A 22998-nucleotide genomic window follows, 5' to 3' on the forward strand; every position below is an offset into this window, starting at 1 on the left:
TGTATTTCTTTTCCTATCTTTCTTCTATCTTTTCATTATTCTAATTCTTATCTTCCATTAAAAGCGGCACAATTGACATCATTTCTTTCATGAAATCTATACTTCCCCATAAAAATATCTTAAATAACTTTGTTTCCTCATCGTATTTTATATGGATAGTCGCATTTGCGTATACCTCTCCTTTGCTGTTCATCACCGCGAGCAGGGTATTGGATATCCGTTCGAAATTTTCCTTTGATGTTTCCTTTATGTCTATTACGGTGGAAACGCTTATGCTTTCATTTGCGGCCGGCACGGCTCCCTGTGTGGCCGAAAATGTGGTATTTTGTGTGGTCGAGAACACGAGATTCTGCTTCATTGCATTCATTGAGATATGTCCATGCTCATCGGGCGAGCGGGACGGCACCTCACCGCCCATAAAGAGTTCAAGATCTTCCCTGGCAATGCGCCACTGTTTCCCCGCTTTTATCGCCTTTAATCTGCCGTCTGCAATAAATCCGCGTATTGTTTTGTGATGAAGCTCTAACAGCTGCGCTACTTCATATATGGTATAAAATTTCCCGTCCATGGCTTTACCTCACAGTCTAACGTTGGTGTCATTATATCATTCACAGTAAGAATAAGTCAATTAATTTTACACTTTATTGTATTTTATTTCTAATTATTGTACTTTATCATCTATTTTCTCCCTTTTATTATACTCTATTGCTATTTCATTATTATTTCCTATCATAATTCCTTATAGTATGGATTTGAAAAGCTGATCACCATTATTCTAAGCCTATCTTTATTTTTATAATATACTTCCATTGCAAGGATTACAGAATTGTGTAGAAGCGTGGTAAATAGTATAGTATATTAAATTATAGGATCAGGGTGTCAAAAGGTCCTTTTTTGCGAACGTCTCCAGGCAATATGCCTAAAACAAAAAGAACGACTGCGCCTATGTAAATATTTAGAAGTTCTTTCTCTGGACATTTGTGCCATAACAGAAAACAAAACTGTTTGAGCGCAGCGAGTTTTTTGTTTTCTGTTATGTTTGGCAGGGATGGACTGAGAATTAGAACTTCTTATATATTGGAATTCGGCGCAGGAGTCTTTTTGTTTTGGGCATATTGACTCGAATATTTTTAAAAAGGACCTTTTGACACCCTAATCATTAAAGAGACAGAAGCTGCGAACTACAGCTGGGCTTTTATCATATATTTCAACTGATGGTTGCGAAGAAATACAGTTTGCTATATAGAGTGCAACTAGATGTTCTGATACTATTTATGTATCAAAATCAAGGAGGTTACACATGGATTTTTCGGAAAAACTTTTAACATTACGAAAAAGTAAAGATTTAACACAAGAGCAATTAGCGGAGAGACTGAATGTTTCAAGACAATCTGTATCAAAATGGGAATCCGGACAAACGGTGCCAGAATTAGAAAAAATTATAGCATTGAGCGAAATATTCGATGTTACAACCGATTGTCTTTTAAAACCATCTGCTATAGATGCGCTATCGGTTAAAACAGAAATGTTAGAAAAGCAACAAGAACAAATGTTAATCAGAGAGAAAAAACGTAACCAGATTATCCGATGTGTTATTTATTCGATGGGAATATATTTGATATTTTTTGCTGTATATTTTATAGGACATTTCTATTTTCAAATTTGGAATCCATCTGTCATTCTTTCCGAATTTTTTATTGCTACAGCAATAGTAATCTTTGTTTGGGTAAACTGTATGAGCAGGATGGAATAAACAAAATCCGATTAGGGTGTTTCTGAAAACTACTTTTGCCGAGCGAAACGCTTCACTTTGTGGGAGACAAGGCGTGATTCTGGGCGCGTAGTGGTGCTACGTCCCCAAAATCGCAACGCAGTATACTGCAAAGTGGAGCGTTTAGGGCGGTGCAATGAGTTTTTAGACACACCCTAGGTAAATGGCCACGTCTAATCGGATTCTACTTTTTAATTCCCAGAACCATATATCTGACTATCGGTATCCTTTTAACAATTTCAATTAGCAGAGGCAATATGATGATTGTTCCAAGTAATATCAAAATATAATTAATCATAAATAATAAATTTAAATAAGTAACTATGAAATATCCCAGCGATAATACAACTACATAGTGTAAAATATAAAAATTAAAATTATTTTCAGTCATATATTGTGTAAATCTATTTTTAAAATTCAAGAACTTACTTCCAATACCTAAAATTGATAATATACCAATCCACAAATAAATATTAGTAAATAAGTCACTTAACACATTATTATCCGCGAAATTTTGACCATAATATGTTACTACATATAAGATTCCTATTACTACTGATATTATAGTTAAAGGTATTGATATTTTTTCTAGTTTTATCATTAACTCCTGATTCGAAAAAACATAATATCCAAGTAACATCATAAGCAAATATATTCCAAATCTATATACGGTTATTAATGGAGTATTTAGTATAAATGAGCTTCCCCATACCAAAAATACCATTGCAAATAATACCGGTAATTTTATTTTTCTGCAAACTTCAGTCAGCCTGTCTTTTTTATCGGCTTTTCTTATTAATATAATCAGCAAAGATCCAATAAATAAAACATGGCAAAACCACAATGGCCCTATCCCCGCCAAACAATAAATAAGATATTTTATAATTCCGGGTATCATGTCTCCATTTCCTGCAAACATATCTACATATTGACTCGTAATTAAAGATGATATCCAACCATAAATAAATATTCCAAGTAAAGAAGGCACTAATATCCTTTGGATTCTATCTTTTATAAATTCCTTATCAGCTCTTTTTTCGAGGGAATATCTGCTTGAAATACCTGCTATTACAAATAATAAGCACATAAACCAAGGATACACAAATATTAGAAATGAGTCCATAACAGGAATGCCTTTTACATTAATATTTGATATAACCCCGCTATTATTAAATAAATATATGATATGATAAACCACTACTAAAGTGACTGTAATCCACCTGATATTATCTAAATAATCCAATCTCTTATTTGCCATTATTGCCTCCCAGAAATTCATCGCTCATACTTTCAATTACATCTGATTTTACAAGTGCTATTCCTTTTTTCTTATCACATAATACAACGATTGAATCACCGGGTTTTATATCGAACATATCTCTTGCCTCTTTTGGAATTACTATTTGTCCTTTTTCCCCCACTTTGCAGATTCCCAGATATTTGTCTTTTTCCATAGCATCCTCCCTTCTGTTTTATTAGTCATACTTTTCACACTTATTATACTTTATGTGCATTTCCAAGTCAATCACTGTCTTTATAAATCAACAAATGCCCCAATCAGGCCATAGAGCCATAATCGAGGCATTTTCTGTATTTTATATACTATTTTCTTTCATTTAAAAATATTTATCATATTCTCCCACAGGGAAGGGCTTCTCTAACCCAAGCACTCTCGGCCACAGACCGGTATCCGCGATAATAAATCCCATAATCATTCCCATATGGCTGTGCAAATGCCGGAATTGTGCTAAAATCAAGGTGAATTTGTCATATTCACAATCTTTGGGCTTCGCGCTCAGTTCTTCATCCATAAGCTCCGAAACATAAGCCTCAATTTTCTTCTCAATAGAGGAAAAATAATGGTTTATTTCTTCCCGGGAAAGGCATCTGTCGGAAATCACATCCAGGTTGTTCAGATCCTTTTCGTGTATATCCGGCTCCGCATAGTCCTTATCCCTTGGATTGATATACCATAGGTCAAGGGAATGGAGCATATGATAAATATGCTTCCAGCAGGGCATATCACAGTATGCTTTGTCCCATAGCTCGTCCGGTACGCAGTCAATCACATTCCCTACCTCCCACAGAGCACGGCGTGTCTGATTCAGTATAACTTCTGTTAATGAATTTTTCTCCATATCCTTTTACCCTCCGAATTCCGTCTTTTTACGCCGAGATCTGACCGCTACCGTAATCTGCTGGCCGCCGCCTCATCGAGCAGCACTTCACAGTTGGGATGAAGCTGAATGACAGAGGCGGGAATGTCGGTGGTGATAGGCCCCCGCACCGCTTTCTCTATGATTTCCGCTTTACTCTCTCCCTTGGCGATCAATACGATTTTTCTCGTCTGCATGATATCTACGATACCTCTTGTCAACCCTCCAAGCGGATAGTCATCAGGTACCTTCGTCTCTCTGCGCACCTTCTCTTCGAAAATCGGATCCATGGGAGAAACCCATGTATGGCGTTCGAAGGGTGTGCCCGGCTGGTTAATGCCTATATGGCCATTCCAGCCGATGCCAAGCATCTGTAGATCCGCACCGCCGCGTTCCTGCAAAGCGTTCTCGAACTTTGCGCACTCAGCATCGAAGTCATCGGAGAATGTGAGAGGCATGATGAAGTTTTCATCAGGGACTCCCAGATTCTTAATGACCTGCTCATATATCATTGTATAGCAGCTTCCCGGATAAGAACGATCAAGGTTGGTAAGCTCGTCTACATTAAATATGGTCACCTTCGACGTATCGAAGGGGGAGTCCTTATAAATATCACTGACGATCCTGTGCATATTCTTCGTCGTCTGTCCTGTGGACAGGCCGATGACTGCATTCGGCTTTTCAAGCATTTGCCCGATGATACGCCACGCTGCCGCTACATCAAAATCGTGTTCGGTTTTCATAATTGTAATTTTCATTTTAATCCTCCATATTTTCAACCGTATAATCCGCCGCCAGCCAGAGCCACCGGCTCGCTGCTGATGTCCACACCTCGCGATAGGTGGCATTGTTGCCCTGAGGCCAATATGGCTCATCACCATTATTAAACGTCTCGATTCCAACCGGAAGCTCACCGACACATTCGCCCGGAAGTACCGCATACTGTGCCGGGTAACGGCGGCCCGCCCCGTACATGAGCGAATGACCGAAGGGGTTCTTGCCGAACATCCAATAAAGCTGCTCTCTTCCCATCTGCAGAAGCTCCTCGTCACCGAAGTACCGGCCGACCAAAGATGCGGCCTTACCTTCTGCCAGCATCACTGCCGTATTACCCCTAAAGGAAAACCAAACAGGAAAATTGCGGAGCACATACCCATCCCTCACCGGTGTTCCGCCAGCAAGCTGTTCTCTGTAATTTTCTCTTTCCTGCTCGTAGGAGCACGTCACATGGAGATACGGGAATGTTTTTTCATCTTCGTATTCGTCCATCTTATGAACGCCTGCAGGGAGCATTCCATAAGGCGCAGTATTACCTGCGATAGCCTTTAGATAACTTCCATAGCGCTTCATAGCCTCTTCCCAAAGAGGACGCTTAGGAGACTCCGGCTGGGAACGGCAGATTTCCGTCAACGCCTGCATAAACTGCTGCGCTCTTGATTGGTGATTGAAATGTACTATCGTACGGTGATCCTCTTCTCGATAGAAAAATCCGTCAAAAGGGAGCCCTGCCGCGCCGGTTTCCTGACATTGGAGCAGTTTGTCGCACCAGTTCTCCGCTTTCTTCGCATATGTTTCCTCGCCCGTCGCTTCATATAAGTAGGAAGCTGCCCATACGATCACAGCATAATATTGAGAAAGTCCGGAATTATAAGTGTGCTCAAACATCTGCACCGCTTCTGCACCGAAATTTTCAAAACGATTCTCTGCAAATGCGAAGTCCTCTTTTGCTGCCTCCAGACTGCCCCAGGCCAAAGGGCTGTCCTCTTCCTTAAGCTGTAGATATGAATAGGCTTCGATGCCTGCAAACAAGAAATTTTCATAGGCATGATTATACACCCTCGTCTCTACGTCGTCCATATCGCCAGTCAAATTATTCGTCCATCTCGTAGCTCCGGCGCTGGTGGCGCGATAACCGTCCTTAAACCGCGTCCTTAAGATGAAATCAAGACCCCAACGCGCTTCCTCCACAATTCTTTTATATAAAAGGGGGTTCTTGCCCCGATAGCCTGCTGCCGCCTCCAAAAGAGCATGTACCACTTCTCCGGTCTGCGCACTCTGCTGGGAAACATCCCCCGCATCATGCCAGCCGCCTACGAAGGACATGGTAAGCCCTTTGTGCCTCGCCGTAATATCCTGATGACAAGTTCCGTGTTTTCCTGCGATGGGCATTCCGCATCGCTCACCGTATAAGAAGTTCAACACCCGCCATATATTTTCTTCCATTAAGTTGTTCGTGATCTCAAAACTTTGGCTTCGCACTTCGCCCGCCTGCAAATAATAAGTTCCTTCGCCGCTTATCTGAGAAAAATCAAGTACCTGAAAGCAGCCGTTTTTATTTTCCACCAGCTTAGCCGCACCGCGGTATACGCTCTTTCCCGTACTTTCCTCGATTACCTCAAAGAAATCCGCCACCATGTTGGCAACAGCACTCTTTTTCCCTTTTGTAAAATAACCTGCGCTGGATAACACGATACTGTTTTCTGCGCACTCCCATCCAAGCTCCTTTTCAGGATTCTCCACCTGTTCCAAGACAATGTCTTTATAATAGTAGGTAAGCTCCTCTCCCATAGCTACGTCCTGCCCGCACAGAAAAATATAGAACTGAATTTCCATCACCTTATCTCTGGGAAGGCTTGTAAATTCCCAAAAGCATTCATTCCATTCCATGTTATTTAAATCGAACACTGTAAACCCTTCCCGCACATAGCGGTCCGGTATCTTCTGCTCTCCATCGTTTCTAATCCCCACGTTCAGATGTACTGTCCCGGCACCCTTCACCTCCGGTCGTACCCAGAAATGCAGCCTGTTGTAGGCAGTCAGATTCTCTCCCGGCAAAGAAAAATGTACCTCTGCTGTTCCGAAATTACTGTAGTCTCCGTCTTCAGGCGCTCCCTTCGGCCATCGGTCACTGCGAAGGGGAGCCGTAATTTTTACACACGATTGCTCTTCCTCCGTCAGAACAAGCAGAACTCCTTTCTCCCCCGCAGCAGGAGTACTTATCTGCTCTCTCGCCGTCCATACATTCTTTCTATCAAGCACCTTCTTATTCGGGAATTCCGCCTCCAATGACCGTTCCCTATGCAAGGGCAGCATGGAATGGATAAACAAACTGTCCTCTAATTCTTTCCGGAATTCATCTCTCATCGATTGTCTCCTTTCATGAGCAGCATCCCGAGGGTAGCCGCTCCGATTAATCCCGCATGTCGCAGGTCAAAGCTGGAAAATACTACACCGTTTGTCACGCCGCGCATCGTTTCGGGGGAAAGATATCTGTTCACCTTCCGCATCAGCCATCCGTCGCTGATTACACCTCCGCCCAAAATAACCGTATCCGGGTCACTTACCCTCACAAGATTCATTATAACACAGGCCAGCGCTTGAGCCGCATATTCTGTAATTTCAACACATTCTTTAAGTCCCTCGTCCGCCCCTTTAAACAGACGTACCACATCCGCTCTTTTTCCTGCATCCAGAAGCTCCGGCAGTCCGCGCGCTGTGATCTGTCTCGTAAAACCGATACCGGAAACTGCATTTTCCACACACCCCTCCCTGCCACACACACAAGATTCCCTTCTGCTCAAGTCCACGACCATATGACCGATTTCTCCTGCGTTGTGGTTAGCACCGCGCATAATCTTTCCATCGCACACAAAACCTGCTGCCAATCCGGTACCCACATTCAGATAGATGAAATCCGAAGACGTTCTGCCCTGTCCCAGTATAAGCTCCGCCGTAGTGGCACTTCGCACATCGTTATCCACAGCGCAGGGCACACCCAGCTTATCGGCTATCATAGCCGCAATAGGAACCGGAGGACCCGTAATCTCGTGGTTAATGGAAACCCATTCTCCTCTTCTGTTATCCACGATTCCGACGATGCCAAGCCCTGATGCCTTCAGGTTTCCCCGAATACCCACCATCTCTACATAATCTGCCAGGTCATTCAGAATCACCTTCGTGGCCTCCTTTTGATTGTTCAGTCCGGTATCGTACCGCTTGCTCTGCAAAACGCGGCCTTCCTCGTCCAATTCTCCAATCAGCAGCTTTGTCCCGCCGAAATCCAATCCTAAATAGGTATCCAAAATGCTTCCTCCTAATTTTTCCGTTATATTTTATTTCTTTAATTTCAGGTAGTCCACCCGTTTTTGGGGAAGACGATATAATCCATAACAGGCCGTGAAAAGTCCGGTGACACCGCTTATGAGGAACAAAACGGCAATGCTTTGCCCGCTTCCGTAAATGCGCTCCAGCTGTTCCTGCAAGGCGGCTGCCGCCATAGCTCCTGCATATCCTACCATGCTGGCTGCCGCCGCCGTAACGCCAAGGTAGGTCGTCATCCGCTCAGGCGGCGCGCTGGCATATTGAAGATTCAGGCCCGCCATTCCGGAGGAAGCATTGCCTAGCGCCGATACACATATGAGCAAAAGTGCCGCCCATCTTACATCCTGCTTCATGAAAAACCATCCCAGATTGCAAAAGCCCGTCACCATCTGCATACCAAGGACTACCATCGTCCAAAATGTACGATCCGCCACCTTTCCCCACAACCATATGCCTCCCACTCCCAAGATGGATGCCAGCACGCCGCTTCCCACGATAAATGTGTGATTCAAGTGCAGCACCTTTAATTGATAGATTGCAAGGAATCCGGATGCGAACAGGGTTGCAAAATAGGAGCACATATTATATATGAGCACCGGCCGATAATGCGGATTGCGAAAGGGCCCGGCCACATCCTTCAGGCTATATCCTTTCGTCACGGAATTCTCTGGTTCACGTATGAGAAGCATAAGTATGAAATCCACAATAGAAAAGAGAATGCAGAATGCATACACGACCAGATATCCTGCCCATGCCTGTTCCTGTCCGATAAAAAAATCCAGTTGATATCCCATTAGAAAAGAAACTCCCGAGGTGGCCGTCATAGCTAAAATATCCTTTATGGCGAAATACCGTCCCCGCCCATCCACAGGCCCCACTTGAAGCATCCACTGATTCAGCGCCGGGGTTACGAATCCGGCGGCCAGAAAAGCAAAAAAATACAAGACGAATACAAACTGCCGTCCGGTCTTCTGATCTTGAAAAAGAACCGGTGCGAACACCGCAAATCCTATCGAGAAGCGAAAAGCGAAGCAAATAAGCGCAATAGGTAGTTTCCGGTATTTCAGCCTCTCGAAGAAAAAGGGAGAAATCATCTGCAGCACACAGCCGAGCTGGGGAATAATCGCAATCCGCGCCACCATCGAGGGACTGGCACCAAGATAAGCCAGATAACCCGCCATGAAATTTCCCGTGGTCAGGGATAGCATGACACTGGCCATAACTCCCTGTATGAGAAGTATCCGCCGGCTCGTCCTCATCTGCTCCTCGGTGTGCGCCTTCTCCGGGAAAAACATCACCCGCACTTTTTTCGCTATGGTATGCATTGGCCGCTTCCCTCCGGCTTCTCCACTTCCTGAATAAATTCTATCTCTTCTCCGTCAAAACCCACCACGTAGGCGAACCACATGTAGACAGGCTCCGGGGTCGCTTCCAATATGTCAGCAAAGGCAGGAGCGAGCTTCGGCTTGCCGCCTGCTCGTATGGCCCGCTCGTAACTGTCATGGATATCCTCCGTATGTAATGCCACATGAATCCAGCTTCCTCCGGGAATGGTCTCGCCCTCTCCCGCATCGAACACCTCGATACAGCTTCCGCATCCTGCATCCATCATTGCTACACGCTCCCCTTTTCCCCATGTATGCTTCACAGTAAGACCAAGTCCTTCCTCGTAGAATCGAACTGTTTCATCGAAATGATGAGAATGCATTCCTATATGATGGATACCGATAGCTGTTTTATCTTTCACATTTATGTCTGCCATGCTAAAAATCCCTCCAATCCAACATCATGCTTGTAGGCGCCATGCGAGGAATCGTGATGTCATGATATACCTGTCCGCAATCCTCGGGGTTTCGAAGCTCGTACATCTCTTCCGGCACATGCACCTTTCCCTCCGCGATGAATTCCATCGCCGAACGGATATGGGAGAAGGAGCTGTGAGAATGCAGCTCATCGGATTTCAGCGGTATCGACCACTCCCAGCCTCCGTGAATACTTATGAACGCATAAAACAGTTCATAAAGCAGCGTATGGGCATCCCAATCCGAAGTTTTTTTCCAGGGAACGCCTATCTGGAAGATTTCTCCCCGCTTTCTCATATAAGGAATGACAGCGTGCAGCGCGTTTTCGTTACCCGAGCACTCATACAGGGTCGATACGCTCCCCTTGAGCTCCGGCCATTCTTCCAGAGAAGCACCGACATTAACAAGTCCCGCCCTGTTCGCCGTGTTTCTTCGTTCTTCAGAAGGATCTGTAGCGTATACACGGTAACCGAAGCAGTTCGCCATCTGTGCGCACATCAGGCCCACCATGCCAAGTCCCGTTACGACCACACTTTCCACCGGTTTCGCCGACGCATGAAAGATGGAGGTCATGGAGACCGCCGCATATCTTCCGAACAGCGCGTGCTCCGGCTTCACTCCTTCCGGAAGAAGAATGACATCCTCCGCCTTCATCTTACAATATAATGTATGATGTCCGTTATGATAGACCAGATCGCCCTCTTTCAGATCCGTCACCCCTTCTCCCGTACATATGATTACGGCGACGGAAGAGGAGCCGGTCTGCATCGGATATCTTTCCGAGGGAAACTGCTGTGTATAGCCGCCCCTCTCGGAGCCTGTGGATATGAGGGACAATATGTTTTTTCCTACGATTTCATCCGCTGCCGGAACATCGTCGAATTCCTTCTCTACAAGCTCAGCCCGTTCTCTCTCTGTAAATACTACTCTATAATCTTTTACCATTTCTCTCTCCGTTTTATTTCTTATTTTTATTATCGAAGTTTTGCTTCGCCATCGAAAGCAAACGTCTTCTCCACCTTTCCGGTAGCCACCCATTCACATGCCCGGACGAACATCTGCCGGAACTGTCTGGGGCTGAAGCTGAGCATTGTATTTTCCCCGAGACCATGTCCGGTATAATAAGGCCATACATGCCCCAAAAGCTGGTTAAAGGTTCTTCCTTTTCCATAGTATCCCGTCACGGCAATCGGCTCCTTTTTGCCCGTGCCCGGTTCTCCGTGCCTGGATATCACACGCGAATCGGACCAGGCGCTGGCCAACGTCTGAAGCGGCACATTCCATACGTTTTCACAGTTGCAGAATATCTCATCCTTCGTATCAAAGGCCTCCAGTCCTTTCATGATCGGGTGCTCCGGCAGATCTATCTCTATATGAGCCTCGCCATAATCCCCATGGGAGGTTACCTCTCTCCAGAGAAGTCCTGCCATCCGTTCTGCGCCTTCCCATGCAGAATTACCTATCGCCTTCCAATAACAGGGATGATCCCCGTGAAGAAAGACGAAGCCCGCTCCCTCTGCCACCGCCTGCTCCAGCCTTTCCTGCTCTTCCCTTATATTGAATCGGTAGTTGCCGCAGTTAAATACGAGCACCTGGCATTCCTTTATCAGATCACCGGCAAAATATGTATCGAAGCACATATCTCCGATGGACGGCTCATCACATACCATCAGAATATCGAAAGCTCCCGCCTCTTCCAACAAAATTTTATTGTTTATCGCTACCCGGTGTACATCGTGGCCACCCATATGAACATCGCCGATCAAATAATGCAGCTTTATCTTTTCCATCGCAATTCGCACGCCTCCTAATATGTTATTTCCAGCCAGCTATCCGGCAATTCCCTCGCTTTTTTCGCCGCCTCAATAAGAGCCAGTATTTCCAGCGTCTCATCCTCTCTCACAGGAAGCTGCTTTGTCTCGAAGAAATCGAGAATCGCTTTCATCGTATTGAGGTAGTAGTCAGAGCTATCCAACCGCTCTCCTTTTTCCCCGTCGGATACCATGAAATTAAACTCCGCCCATGGGTTAGGCGTCTGAGTGAAGCTAGCCATCCGTCCATCACCGTAGTCCAATATCAACTGTGTCACCTTGCTTCCCACGGCAAAGCTTTTCACGCGACGCACTCCCGTTCCCATCACTGCAACGATAGGTTCGAACTGATGAACCGCATAGTTATCCAGATCATGCGGGCCAACGGTGGACATGAACTTCGTGCTGCCCTGTTCCCGCTCTTTATAATTCAAGATGCTTTCGCAAAAACGCTGAGCCGAAGAAGAGAATACCGGAGTATGATGCTTTTTTGCATATTCAAACATCCGCCTTCCCGTTTCCACATCAGGGGCGAAGGTCTTATCCACAAATACGGGCTTGCCGCTTGCAAGGGGCAGACGGCACACTTCTTCGTGCCATCTCGAATCGTCCGCAGCGATCACCATAATCGCATCTACTCTCTCTATCAGCTCCTCCATGGAGGAAGCCTGATGCACGTGATTTTTACGGCACCACTCTTTCGTCGTCATCCCCTGCTTCTTATCGTACAGAGCATAGGCTTCGGTCAGCGCGGCATCATGGCCATATTTGGTGTTTACTTCCCTCAAAAATCCAGGGTAGTAATTGGCGTGCCAATTGTCCAGATAATAATCGGCGAATCCTATTTTCAACACGTCCTCGTCCCCCTTTCATCCTTTTCCCGCATTTCAAATTCGGTTTTTGTCAGGTTGGAGTAAAAACGGTCGGCGGCCACAAGGGCAATAGCGGCGATATAACGGATCTCCTCCAGCTCTTCTTTCGTTTTTGCTCCGAACATGCTCTGAAAGGTTCCTTTCGGAGCGCCGATTTCGTCATCGATTTCCTTTAAAAGATTCACATAATCCAAACGGTTCATTTTCGTCCCTCACTTTCTTTGCATTTTCAGGCAAATACATCGGGCAGAGTCTCCGGTGCCTTATCAAAAACATCGGCTGCCCGCCCGTCCTCATACATTTGAAAGAATTCCAGTACCTCTCCCCCCATGCCCTGACAGAAGCAGATGCGCAGATTCGACCAATCATATGGCTGTTCCAATTTCTTACCTCCAAGTGCTTCCACCTGCGCAGCCGCCCTCTCCACATCGTCGGTAAGAAGGCTGTAGTGAGTGTATCCATATGCCTTTTCAGAATAATAACCTCCTGTAAAAAGTTCCAGCTCGCGCATGTCCGCAAGGCGCAGCGAACATCCCCACTCCCAATCCTCCTTCAAAACAGCGCCGAGGCCCTCGTAAAAGCGGATGCACTCTTTCATATCCGGCACGGTAAGCGCCACATGAACGAAATTTTTAATGTATTTTCCATCTGCCACGGGCTCTCGCAGCAGCCCGTTTTTCTCAATATACCAAAATTCTATCTCTTCTCCCGAAGGAGTTCGGACGAACGCCATCCGCAGTGAATTATAATTATAAGGCTCCGGGTTCTCCGGTCTGGATATGACTGCCCCATATGAGAGCGCTCTTTGAAACGTCGCATCCACATCGTAAGTGTTCAGGCAGATGTGGGTAATTCCTGAATAGTCGCCCTTGTCGGTACCGTCCGGAGAAATCTCCAAAATGACACCATCCGGCGTTATGACAATAGCGTTATAATTATCTCTGCGCTTCAGCGTAAGCCCTAATCCTTCACAATAAAATCTGACTGCTGCATCCACATCGGGTACCACCATACCGATGTGGCTGATTCCTTTTATAATATCCATTCCGTTCTCCTTTTTTATTATTATCAGCCCTTAACAGCACCCACCGTTGTATTCACGTAGTATTTCTGGCAGAACAGGAAGACGATGATAATCGGTATTACGGATACCACCGTGCCCGCCGCCACATTGCCGAACTTGTAAGTGAATTGTCCGCTCAAATATTTCAGTCCTGCCGCTACCGGATATTTATCCACATTCAACACGATTAACGGCCAAAGGAAGTTATTCCACTTGTTGATAAAGTCCATGATGACCACTGTAGCTACGGCCGGAATGATTTGCGGAAGCATGATTTTCCACCAGATAGTCAGTTCTCCGGCTCCGTCGATACGCGACGCTTCGATCAGATCGGTAGAGATACCTTCATATGCAGTTTTTAGGAAAATGATATTAAATACCGTTACCGAATTGGGAAGGATGACACCCCAGAAGTTATCGTTCAATCCCATTTTGGAAATGGTGATGTAGTTCACTACAAGTCCCGCTGCCGCAGGTATGATCATCGTAGCGATAAGCACTGTATTCATCGTCTTTCTGCCAAAAAAATCAAGCTTCGCAAGCGGATACGCGCATAAGGAGCCGAGAATAACGTCCAACACGATGCCGCCCACCGTGATAATCAAGGAATTAAACAACATCTTGCCGATGTTCAGCAGGGAGAAGACCTGTTCGTAATTGCCAAAGGAAGGAGCTTTCGGAAGCAGGTTCAAGGTATATATATTTTCCGACACCTTGACGGAAGCGCTTGCCAGCCATAGAAAAGGCCCTGCGCAGATAACTGCAATGGCTATCACCACAAGATAACGAAACGCTGCGACAGAAAATCCTTTTATCCTCTTCTTCCTTCTTATATTCATTGTGTTTATTGCACTGCGTGACATCTCATTCTCCTCCTCTGTTTTTAATGGCAAACTGGATACAACTGAATATACCGATGATAACGGCACTGACAAGTCCTATTGCAGCCGAATATCCGAAATCGTAATTAGTGAATGCCATTTTATAGGAATAGTAATTGATAACGTAAGTGGATTTGTTGGGACCTCCGTTCGTCATCGTAAAAACCACATCGAATACACCTACAGCCGCAATCGTAGAAATCAAAGAGCAGAAGCCTATCTGATTCTTCAAAAGAGGCAAGCGTATCTTCCAAAAGGTCTGCCATGCATTAGCACCATCGATTTTCGAAGCGTCCAGAATCTCCGTCGGGAAGGATTGCAAAGCCGACAAGTACATCATCATGTAATAGCCGATACCCTGCCAAATCGTCACTCCCATCAGTACAATGAGGGCAATCTTGGATTCAAACAAAAAAGAAATGGGCTTGTCGATGATATTCCAATTCATGAGCAGCGCATTGATAAGTCCATCATCCTCAAAAATAAACTTCCAGATAATCGACACCGCTACCATGGAAGTAACAACCGGCATGTAAATCAACACGCGAAGGGCCGCGTTTCCATGAAATTTCTGGTTCATCAAAAGTGCTAGCAAAATGGAAAGAAGCTGCAAAATCGGAACTACAACAACGAATAGGCAGGAATTCTTAAGAGCCAGCCAAAAATCCGGGTCTCTGACCAACCGTTCGAAATTGTAAAGGCCGATGAATTTCGTCGTACCGCCCACCGCGGAGTAATTGGTAAATGCCAGCGGTATACTGAAAACTATCGGATAAAATACAAATATACCGAGGATAATCAGCGCCGGTGCCATGAATAAATACGATATCATAGTGGTTTTAACTTTTTTTCGATGCGTTCTGTAAAAGCTGTTCATATTTTTTCTCCCTTAGGAAAGCTGCCGCAAAATCTGCGACATTTTGCGGCAGCGCTTTCTTCATTCTTATCGGTAAGCAGATATCCTCATCCGCTTATTGGTTCTCTGCGAGCAGCTGGTTCACGCTCTGCTCACACTGTGCCAAAGCATCCTCCGGCGTCATGTTGCTGGCAAACAGCATGTCCATCAGGTTATCGATTTCCAGCTTCACGGCATTATCATTGGGAATTCCCAGCGTCATATCCGTGCTTTTCTGCGCTGACAGGGAAGCGTAGTAGTTCGTTCTTCCTTCCACCGTGTCCATGTCGGACTTGAAGTAGTCATCGGCAGCCGCTGCTTTTGTCGTAGGGAATATAGAAGCCTCTTTTGCAAAAGCGAGCTGGTTCCCATCGTTGGAGAGATAATTAGCAAATTTGATTCCTTCTTCCTGGTGCTTGCTGTTAGCCGGAACTACCAGATTCATAACTGCTGCACCGGTATAGCCCCACGGTCCGTAAATGGATTCTGCAACGTCTGTTACCGCATATTTCTCGGGAGATTCCGTGCGGATTCTCGCGATAGTCTGGGGTCCTGAACACAGCATGCCGAGCTTGTCGTTGGCGTACTGCTGACGGTCGTTATCCCAATCATCCCATTTGTTCGGGGCGATGACACCTTCATTCACATATTCTACAAGGCGCGATAAAAGTTCTACCGCTTCAGGATTATTAAATGCAGCTTTTGTCTTATCTTCGGTCAGAATCGGAATGTCATAATAGCAAAGCATATGATACATGGAACTGGGTGTGATCAAGTATGCGCCTGTCTTGTCCTTGAAATCCTTCGCCGCTGCAAACGCCTCATCCCAAGTTGCCGGAATCTCGGTAATTCCTGCTTGTGCAAGAAGCTCCGTGTTGTACACCGTTACGTTGGGAGTAGCATACCAGGGAAACGCATATACGCCGTCGCCAAGCTTTGCTGAGTTATACATAGATTCTATATAGATAGACTTCTGCTCATCCGTGGCCGCAGCTTCCAGATCCAGCAGCGCTCCCTTGCCAGCAAGCGTTAATGCGAGCTGCGACCAGATATTGACTACGTCAGGAGGGTTGCTTCCCGCAGTCGCCGCTAAAAGTTTCTGCTCGATGGCATCATAAGGAAGATCCTGCCAATTTACTTTTACGTTCGGATTATCCGCTTCATATTTGTCGATAAGTCCCTGAATAAAATCCGTGTAGGTTGGCTGCAGAGCCAAAGTCCAAAATTCAACGGTTACCTGTTCATCCCCCTTTGCAGCTTCTTCGCTGCCCGAGCTGCTTCCACATGCTGTCAGCATGGATGCACTCATTGCCACTGCCAAAAGCAGGGCACATAACTTTTTCATCACTTTCATGGTATACCTCCATCTTTCTTTTGCTTGTTTGTATTCCATAGACTGGAATATGTAAAGGTTTTCTGTAAACCTTTTCTGAAAACGTTTACATTTTGTATTTTTAATATACTATCTGAATTTTCGGATGTCAATCTTATTTTCCCGCTTTTGTTATTTTTCATTGTAATTTGTCTAGATAACACAATTTCATAAGAGAAATTTTGTGCATTATTTATGTAATTATGGGCGATGGGGTAAGTTGCGATCCTATACAAATGACGTGAAAAGAAGAGGAGTTTATCGGTTGAAAACTACTTTTCCCTATGTTAAACTATGGTAAGCGAGGAGGACTATATGGATAAAAATATTACGATCATACAAATTGCAAAAGAGAGCGGGGTTTCCATCGCTACTGTCTCTCGCGTCTTAAACGGCACGGTTCCCGTATCGCCAAAGACGAAGGAACGGGTTCAGAATGTCATCAACAAATATCATTATACCCCCAATCCGCTTGCACAAGGACTTATCCTTAAGCAGACAAAAACACTTGGTGTCATCGTTCCCGACATTACCAATCCCTACTTCTCCACGCTGTTTTCTGAGATCGAGTGGTCTGCCCATCAGTCAGGCTATTCAGTAATTTTATGCAATACAGCATTTTCTGCGGTTTCCTACGCCTCAGGTGAACGAGAAAAAGAAGAAACCTATTTTCAGATGATTTTAGATAAAAAAGTGGATGGAGTCATCATTGCGGGGGGGCAAATCGACTTATGTGAAATCAGTGACAGCTATATAGAAGCTCTGAAACGGCTTGCTTCCACTGTGCCCGCCGTTGTGATCGGAAGAAAACTCCCTGATATTCCCTGCACTTTCGTGAATAAGGAAAACGACAACGGCATCATCATGGCCATTCGCTATCTGGCTTCATTAGGCCATAAAAGAATTGGCTTCGTGGGCGGCGAACGAGGAGTTTACATCACGGAATCCCGTTTAAGTGCCTATCACCGCACGCTTTTAGAATTGGGGCTGGAGGATGAGCCGGAGTTCGTTGCTACCTCCGACTATTATATGGCCGACGGATACAACGCCGCCTTACATATTCTTGACTGTGGAGCTCCTGTTACCGCTCTGCTCGCAATGAACGATAACGTATCCCTGGGTGCGCTTCGCGCCATATCGGACAGACAGCTCTCCGTCCCCGGAGATATTGCCTTGATAAGCTGCGACCGCTTTTATGACGGAGATTACTTAACTCCTCGGCTCACCAGCCTGGACCGCCACAACGATATGCTGGGACGCTATGTCATCAAATTGTTGCTCGATGAGATACAGGGCCTGCCCGCTCAGGACGCGATAGATTTCCTGCCGGAGCTTGTGATCCGGGAAAGCAGCGGACCCGCACGTGTTTGAAAAGCTGCATTTTTGTTCTAATCAGAACCACGCCTAAAAGACGTGGTTTGCTCTGAGGCTATAAGCCTCTGTTACCGGCCAGCGCCTAAAGACGCTGGCTTTCACTTTGTTCAAGCCACTACGCCATTGACTCGTCGCAGCCGCTGAAGCAGCGCTTGTATTACTCGGCTACCCCTTAAAGGGGTCCTCATACTCCTTCACACTTATTTTATCTTGTAGTATGTCTGCTTTTTCCTGATCCTGTATATACTTTTTTATTGTTGCCTCGTTAAGTCCTACTGTGCTCACATAGTATCCTTCTGACCAGAAATGTCTGTTCCCAAATTTATACTTCAAATTTGCGTGCTTATCAAAAATCATAAGTGCACTCTTGCCTTTTAAGTATCCCATAAAACTTGAAATACTCATCTTAGGCGGTATGCTCACTAACATATGGATATGATCGGGCATAAGATGCCCTTCGATAATCTCCACTCCTTTGTAAGAACATAACTGTTTCAGAATATCTCTGATACTTTCTTTATATTGATTATATATTATTTTTCGTCTATACTTTGGAGTGAAAACAATGTGATACTTGCACATCCACTTTGTATGTGCCATGTCATTACTTTTGTTTGCCATTAAAATCACCTTTCCTTTCGTTATTGTAGTAGCTTGAACAACTCTATCATAACGGAAAGGTGATTTTTTTGTATAACAATCTGCCTCCCCCCGCAAAGCAGGGGGATTTTTGTTTCGTATGTCTACGTTTCTCTTTTGAGAAACTCCGTCACACTCAACAGGCTAAAGCCCATAATTCAAAAGGTGCCTCAAAAGTCATGAAAAGACTTAAGAGGCACCTTACTTAATTTAATCACAAAAATTTTCAGACACACCCTAATGACTAACGGATAAAGTTAGTAGCCACATACGGCTCATACTTCGGCAGCGCCACTCCATTTCTGAGTGCGACCTGTGCGCTCTTCATAAGCCATGACATATTCTGTCCGAGGGTGCGCATGATTTGCAATCCTTCCTTATCCTTTCTCACATCCTCCGGCGTAAAGCCATGTACCTGATTCCAATACTGTGAAGGCACCACCGGCATATTGCTGATAGTAAAGTACTTATTCAGGCGGTCGAAAGCAGCAGTTGCCCCTCCGCGGCGGCAGGATACAACAGCAGCGGCGAACTTGCCTGCCATACGGTCTCCTCCGCTGTAGAATAATCTGTCCAGGAAGGCACAAAGCTGTCCTGCAGCACTGGCATAGTAAACGGGGGATCCTACTACCATGCCGTCATATTCGTCCAGTTTATCAATTATCTCATTTACCTTGTCGTTAAAGATGCAGTGGCCGGTCTCCTCACATTTCCCGCAGGCGATGCAGCCGGCTATCGGCTTGGTGCCCAGGTATAATATTTCCGTTTCTATTTCATTCTTCTCAAGCACACCAGCGACTTCTGACAACGCAGTGTATGTACAGCCCTTCTCATGAGGACTTCCGTTAATAAGTAATACTTTCAAATTAAAACCTCCTTCACTTAGGCGCATTCATCAAAAGACAGTTTTCAATATAATTTTAATACAAAAAACAGAAACTTCAAGTACTCACATTCTAGTAATATACTATCCAAAAAGATAGTACAGAATAAGCCCAAAAATAAAAACGTTTTTTGTGAGAATTATGCATAAAATGGTTTTTTCACGACATTTTTAATAGTTTTTACACAATAACGATGATATAATGAGCTCAGGGGAAAAGGATATTTACTTATGAGATAATTTATAATAGGAGGGCGACAAGTGATGTTTAAAAATCTATCGATCAGAAACAAGTTATTTTTAATTGTGTTACCTACCACTTTGGGATTATGTTTGCTGTTGTTTATATTTTACAGTACAGTCAATTCCACCTATAAAAGCAGTTGGGATATTTTCTACGTTAACCTATACATGACTCACGTAAGCCTGCTGAGCAGCGACAGAGATTTCTATCAAGCCAACGAAGCAGCATTACGCATTAATTCTTCGGATTCCGGGCAACTCGCAGACCTAAGAGCCGTATACAAGGAAAATGCACAGCAGACAATCGATAATGCTAATAAAGTGACGGAATATCTGCAAAACCATTCACAGTTATTGGAATATTACACTCCTCACAATCTCTTCGTGCTAATTAACGGATCTGAAAACTCCGACGATCCCGACGGATTCCTGCAAAAGGATAAAACGCTAAAGGATCTTCTGGAGGAGTTTCATACGAATTTTACGATATGGCAGTCCTCTTATGACCCGGAGACCGGAGAAGGAGATTTTCATATAATGGATGAATCCTTTGATACAGCCAGAGAATGCCTCAATGAGATGCAGGATTTGCTCACTCTGTACAGTGATTACAGCTCCGCCCAATTGGAGCGTGAGATTCATGCCAAAATCGTTCGAGTGACCTCGATAGCAATCTTTTTTATCACGGTAATTTTTATCCTCGCCGTAATGATCATACGTTATTTAAGGAAGCATATCAACGAGATAACCGTCAGCATGAACGAACTGGCCAAAAAGAATCTTGCGCAGGATACTCTTTCCTTAAACAGTAAGGATGAGCTGGGAATTCTGTCCTCTTCCTTCAATACTGTGCTCGCTTCCCTGCAGGAGATCGTAGGGCAGATAAGCACCGCCTCTTCCGAAATAAGCAATTCTTCTCAAACGATGGTGAAAAGCACTGATGAAGTCAGTGTTGCTACGGGGGAAATCGCAAGGGCAATTGAGGAAATCGCAAGCACGGCCACCTCTCAGGCCACAGATACGGAGCAGTCCGCTGCAGAAATCGTGAACTTGGAGCAGGTCATCGGCCAGAGTGCCGAAAGCGGTGAGCTTCTCGCAAAGGCTTCCAAACAGATAAATAAAGCTGGTATAGAAGGACTCGATGTAGTAAACGGTCTTGCTGAAATAAATAAGAGCAGTCAGAAAATCTTCTTGGAAATATTAGAGGTCATAGATAAAATAAATGACAGTGCCAATCAGATAGGAGAAGCAAGCTCTCTCATCTCGGAGATCGCAGAGCAGACCAACCTTCTCTCTCTGAATGCCAGCATTGAAGCTGCCAGAGCAGGAGAGGCAGGCAAGGGCTTTGCCGTGGTCGCCGATGAAATCCGCAAGCTCGCGGAACAATCTGCCGGATCCGTAGGCACCATTAATACGATGCTGAAGGAATTGCAGGAGAACGCAGCTTTGGCAAAGGAACAGAGCTATTTGGCGAGAGATACGGTGCAGATACAGACCAGGAGCGTGGACGATACGAAAAACAAGTATACGGCTATCGCCAACAGCCTTGAGGTCATCAATACACAAATCGATGCGTTAGAAAGCATCAACGGCCGGATGAACTTAAGCTGTAACAATGTGGTATCACATATCAGCAACCTTTCCGCCAGCGCACAGGAGAATGCCGCCACAACGGAGGAGACCTCCGCCGGTTCCGAAGAAATTCTCGCTTCCATGATTTCCATTGCAGACCTCAGCAACAATGTAAATGACCGAATCAAGGAATTGCAGGTTTTGGTAAGAGGTTTCAAAACAACATAATTTAACCTTGTAATTAATGCGCGTGAGTATGATGCAAATCCGGGGTGTGGGCATGGGTATGTACCATTTCTTCGTGAATGTGAGGATGGCTGTGCTCACCCTCCACCGGATAATCGTGAATATGAGTATGATGTCCATCAGTATGACTATGCCTGTGCTCGTGCTCCAATTCATGGTGGGCATGGGAATGCTCGTGTCTCTCAAACGCCGCCAGATATGCCCCTGCCGCCATAATGAAGGCAGCGACAGAAAATGAAAGTGTCAGATTCTGACCGAAAATCACAAACGACAGGAATACGCCGATAAACGGCGACGCTGCATAATATGCGCTGGTGCGCGCGGCCCCCAGCTCTCTTTGGGCGCGGATATAAAAGAATATGCTAAGTCCATAGGACACGAACCCCAACAAAAGAGAACAAACGATATAAGCACCGTGAAAAATAATTTCCGATGAAGCCGCCGCTATCAGCAAGGAACCAAAACCAGAACCGAAGCCCTTGATAATGACGATCTCGAATGGATCTTTTAACGACAGCATCCGTGTACAATTGTTTTCAAAACCCCAGCAGACGCAGGCCAGCAGTACAAATATCGAGCCTATGGAGAAGGAAAAGGTACTGAAATCCTCAACAGATAAAATCATGCTCGACACGGTGATAAGAAATATGGCCATCCACATTCTTTTTCCTATCGCTTCCTTAAAAATTACTAAGGCGATTACTGCAGTGGCTACAATCTCGAAATTATTCATCAAGGACGCGTTAGCCGATGTGGTAAGGCTTAGACCGATCATAAGAAAAATCGGCGCGCCAATGTCAAGGATTATCATACCGGCTACATAAGGAAGCTCGGTTCTCGTAATTTTCGCTTCTTTCCGTTCCGACTTCTTTCCTCTTAACAGGTTTACGATGAGCATCCCTGCTCCGGCACCCAGATAAAGCAGCGATGCCATGAATATAGGTGAAAGCTCTCCTAATAAAATTTTTGAGACGGGAGCACTGATTCCATAACAGACTGCCGCCAGAATTGCCATAAATATTGCTGATTTTTTCATATTCTGTTACCTGATCTCCACTTTATTTTGTAACCATTTAGGATTAGGGCGTCAAAAGGTCCTTTTGCAAACGTCTCAAGCCAATATGCTCAAAACAAAAAAACTCCTGCTCCGAATTCCAATATATAAGAAGTTCTAATTCTCAGTCTATTCGCGCCAAACATAACAGAAAACAAAAAACTCGCTGCGCTCAAACAGTTTTGTTTTCTGTTATGGCTCAAATATCCAGAGAAAGAACTTCTAAATATTTACATAGGCGCAATCGTTCTTTTTGTTTTGGT

General features: G+C 45.0%; 23 protein-coding genes. 3 read left to right on the forward strand and 20 right to left on the reverse strand.

The features are described 5' to 3' along the window. Window positions 1–40 precede the first annotated feature (40 nt). Window positions 41–568 carry a helix-turn-helix domain-containing protein gene (locus V6984_RS19830; RefSeq protein WP_342757328.1) on the reverse strand — a complete coding sequence of 176 codons (528 nt, stop codon included), beginning with the start codon at window positions 566–568 and terminating at the stop codon, window positions 41–43. 732 nt (window positions 569–1300) lie between these two features. Between V6984_RS19830 and V6984_RS19835 the strand changes: the two genes are divergently transcribed. Next, window positions 1301–1753, forward strand: coding sequence for a helix-turn-helix transcriptional regulator (locus tag V6984_RS19835; protein ID WP_342757329.1), 453 nt, complete (start codon window positions 1301–1303; stop codon window positions 1751–1753). A 202-nt stretch (window positions 1754–1955) separates the two neighbouring features. Here V6984_RS19835 and V6984_RS19840 read toward each other — a convergent pair whose 3' ends face one another. The 16 genes from V6984_RS19840 to V6984_RS19915 all read right to left on the reverse strand — a co-directional run bounded on the left by V6984_RS19840 (window position 1956) and on the right by V6984_RS19915 (window position 16745). Further along, window positions 1956–3029, reverse strand: coding sequence for an acyltransferase (locus tag V6984_RS19840; RefSeq protein ID WP_342757330.1), 1074 nt, complete (start codon window positions 3027–3029; stop codon window positions 1956–1958). After that, window positions 3019–3225: an AbrB/MazE/SpoVT family DNA-binding domain-containing protein gene (locus V6984_RS19845; protein ID WP_342757331.1), complete on the reverse strand. Its 207-nt coding sequence runs from the start codon at window positions 3223–3225 to the stop codon at window positions 3019–3021. Before V6984_RS19845 ends, V6984_RS19840 begins: the two co-directional genes overlap by 11 nt. Window positions 3226–3387: 162 nt before the next feature. Then, window positions 3388–3909: a hypothetical protein gene (locus V6984_RS19850; RefSeq protein ID WP_342757332.1), complete on the reverse strand. Its 522-nt coding sequence runs from the start codon at window positions 3907–3909 to the stop codon at window positions 3388–3390. A gap of 47 nt (window positions 3910–3956) precedes the next feature. After that, window positions 3957–4685, reverse strand: coding sequence for a glucosamine-6-phosphate deaminase (locus tag V6984_RS19855; protein ID WP_342757333.1), 729 nt, complete (start codon window positions 4683–4685; stop codon window positions 3957–3959). A 1-nt stretch (window position 4686) separates the two neighbouring features. Next, window positions 4687–7071 carry a glycoside hydrolase family 9 protein gene (locus V6984_RS19860; RefSeq protein ID WP_342757334.1) on the reverse strand — a complete coding sequence of 795 codons (2385 nt, stop codon included), beginning with the start codon at window positions 7069–7071 and terminating at the stop codon, window positions 4687–4689. After that, window positions 7068–8009: an ROK family protein gene (locus tag V6984_RS19865; protein ID WP_342757335.1), complete on the reverse strand. Its 942-nt coding sequence runs from the start codon at window positions 8007–8009 to the stop codon at window positions 7068–7070. The genes V6984_RS19860 and V6984_RS19865 overlap by 4 nt, the downstream gene beginning before the upstream one ends. A 30-nt stretch (window positions 8010–8039) precedes the next feature. Then, window positions 8040–9353, reverse strand: a complete 1314-nt coding sequence (locus V6984_RS19870; protein ID WP_342757336.1) for an MFS transporter — start codon at window positions 9351–9353, stop codon at window positions 8040–8042. Beyond that, complete coding sequence (locus V6984_RS19875; RefSeq protein WP_342757337.1) at window positions 9341–9790, reverse strand: VOC family protein; 450 nt, start codon at window positions 9788–9790, stop codon at window positions 9341–9343. Before V6984_RS19875 ends, V6984_RS19870 begins: the two co-directional genes overlap by 13 nt. A 1-nt stretch (window position 9791) precedes the next feature. Next, entirely contained in the window at window positions 9792–10775 is a 984-nt protein-coding gene (locus V6984_RS19880) for a zinc-binding alcohol dehydrogenase (RefSeq protein WP_342757338.1), read from the reverse strand. Window positions 10776–10804: 29 nt separating this feature from the next. Next, window positions 10805–11620, reverse strand: a complete 816-nt coding sequence (locus V6984_RS19885) for a ThuA domain-containing protein (protein ID WP_342757339.1) — start codon at window positions 11618–11620, stop codon at window positions 10805–10807. A gap of 17 nt (window positions 11621–11637) precedes the next feature. Continuing rightward, entirely contained in the window at window positions 11638–12495 is an 858-nt protein-coding gene (locus tag V6984_RS19890) for a Gfo/Idh/MocA family oxidoreductase (protein WP_342757340.1), read from the reverse strand. Beyond that, complete coding sequence (locus V6984_RS19895) at window positions 12489–12716, reverse strand: hypothetical protein (protein ID WP_342757341.1); 228 nt, start codon at window positions 12714–12716, stop codon at window positions 12489–12491. The genes V6984_RS19890 and V6984_RS19895 overlap by 7 nt, the downstream gene beginning before the upstream one ends. Window positions 12717–12742: 26 nt before the next feature. Next, window positions 12743–13558: a VOC family protein gene (locus tag V6984_RS19900; RefSeq protein WP_342757342.1), complete on the reverse strand. Its 816-nt coding sequence runs from the start codon at window positions 13556–13558 to the stop codon at window positions 12743–12745. Window positions 13559–13581: 23 nt separating this feature from the next. Beyond that, window positions 13582–14439 (reverse strand): carbohydrate ABC transporter permease, encoded by an 858-nt coding sequence (locus V6984_RS19905; protein ID WP_342757343.1) that lies wholly within the window; start codon window positions 14437–14439, stop codon window positions 13582–13584. 1 nt (window position 14440) lies between these two features. Further along, window positions 14441–15289: a sugar ABC transporter permease gene (locus V6984_RS19910; RefSeq protein WP_342757344.1), complete on the reverse strand. Its 849-nt coding sequence runs from the start codon at window positions 15287–15289 to the stop codon at window positions 14441–14443. 139 nt (window positions 15290–15428) lie between these two features. Next, window positions 15429–16745: a sugar ABC transporter substrate-binding protein gene (locus tag V6984_RS19915; RefSeq protein ID WP_342757345.1), complete on the reverse strand. Its 1317-nt coding sequence runs from the start codon at window positions 16743–16745 to the stop codon at window positions 15429–15431. 294 nt (window positions 16746–17039) lie between these two features. Between V6984_RS19915 and V6984_RS19920 the strand changes: the two genes are divergently transcribed. After that, on the forward strand, window positions 17040–18095 hold the full coding sequence (locus V6984_RS19920; protein WP_342757346.1) for a LacI family DNA-binding transcriptional regulator: 1056 nt from the start codon (window positions 17040–17042) through the stop codon (window positions 18093–18095). A 168-nt stretch (window positions 18096–18263) separates the two neighbouring features. On the opposite strand, the gene tnpA is transcribed toward V6984_RS19920, so the two are convergent. Next, on the reverse strand, window positions 18264–18719 hold the full coding sequence (tnpA, locus tag V6984_RS19925; RefSeq protein WP_342756422.1) for an IS200/IS605 family transposase: 456 nt from the start codon (window positions 18717–18719) through the stop codon (window positions 18264–18266). 262 nt (window positions 18720–18981) lie between these two features. Next, window positions 18982–19602, reverse strand: a complete 621-nt coding sequence (locus V6984_RS19930; RefSeq protein ID WP_342757347.1) for a flavodoxin family protein — start codon at window positions 19600–19602, stop codon at window positions 18982–18984. Between the two features lie 282 nt (window positions 19603–19884). Between V6984_RS19930 and V6984_RS19935 the strand changes: the two genes are divergently transcribed. Continuing rightward, window positions 19885–21663, forward strand: a complete 1779-nt coding sequence (locus V6984_RS19935) for a methyl-accepting chemotaxis protein (protein ID WP_342760058.1) — start codon at window positions 19885–19887, stop codon at window positions 21661–21663. A 13-nt stretch (window positions 21664–21676) separates the two neighbouring features. Here the strand turns inward: V6984_RS19935 and V6984_RS19940 are convergent, their stop codons facing one another. Next, window positions 21677–22717 carry a DMT family transporter gene (locus V6984_RS19940; RefSeq protein WP_342757348.1) on the reverse strand — a complete coding sequence of 347 codons (1041 nt, stop codon included), beginning with the start codon at window positions 22715–22717 and terminating at the stop codon, window positions 21677–21679. Window positions 22718–22998: the final 281 nt, after the last annotated feature.

Origin of the sequence: Kineothrix sp. IPX-CK (assembly GCF_039134705.1) — a bacterium.
Taxonomy (GTDB): Bacteria; Bacillota; Clostridia; order Lachnospirales; family Lachnospiraceae; genus Kineothrix; species Kineothrix sedimenti.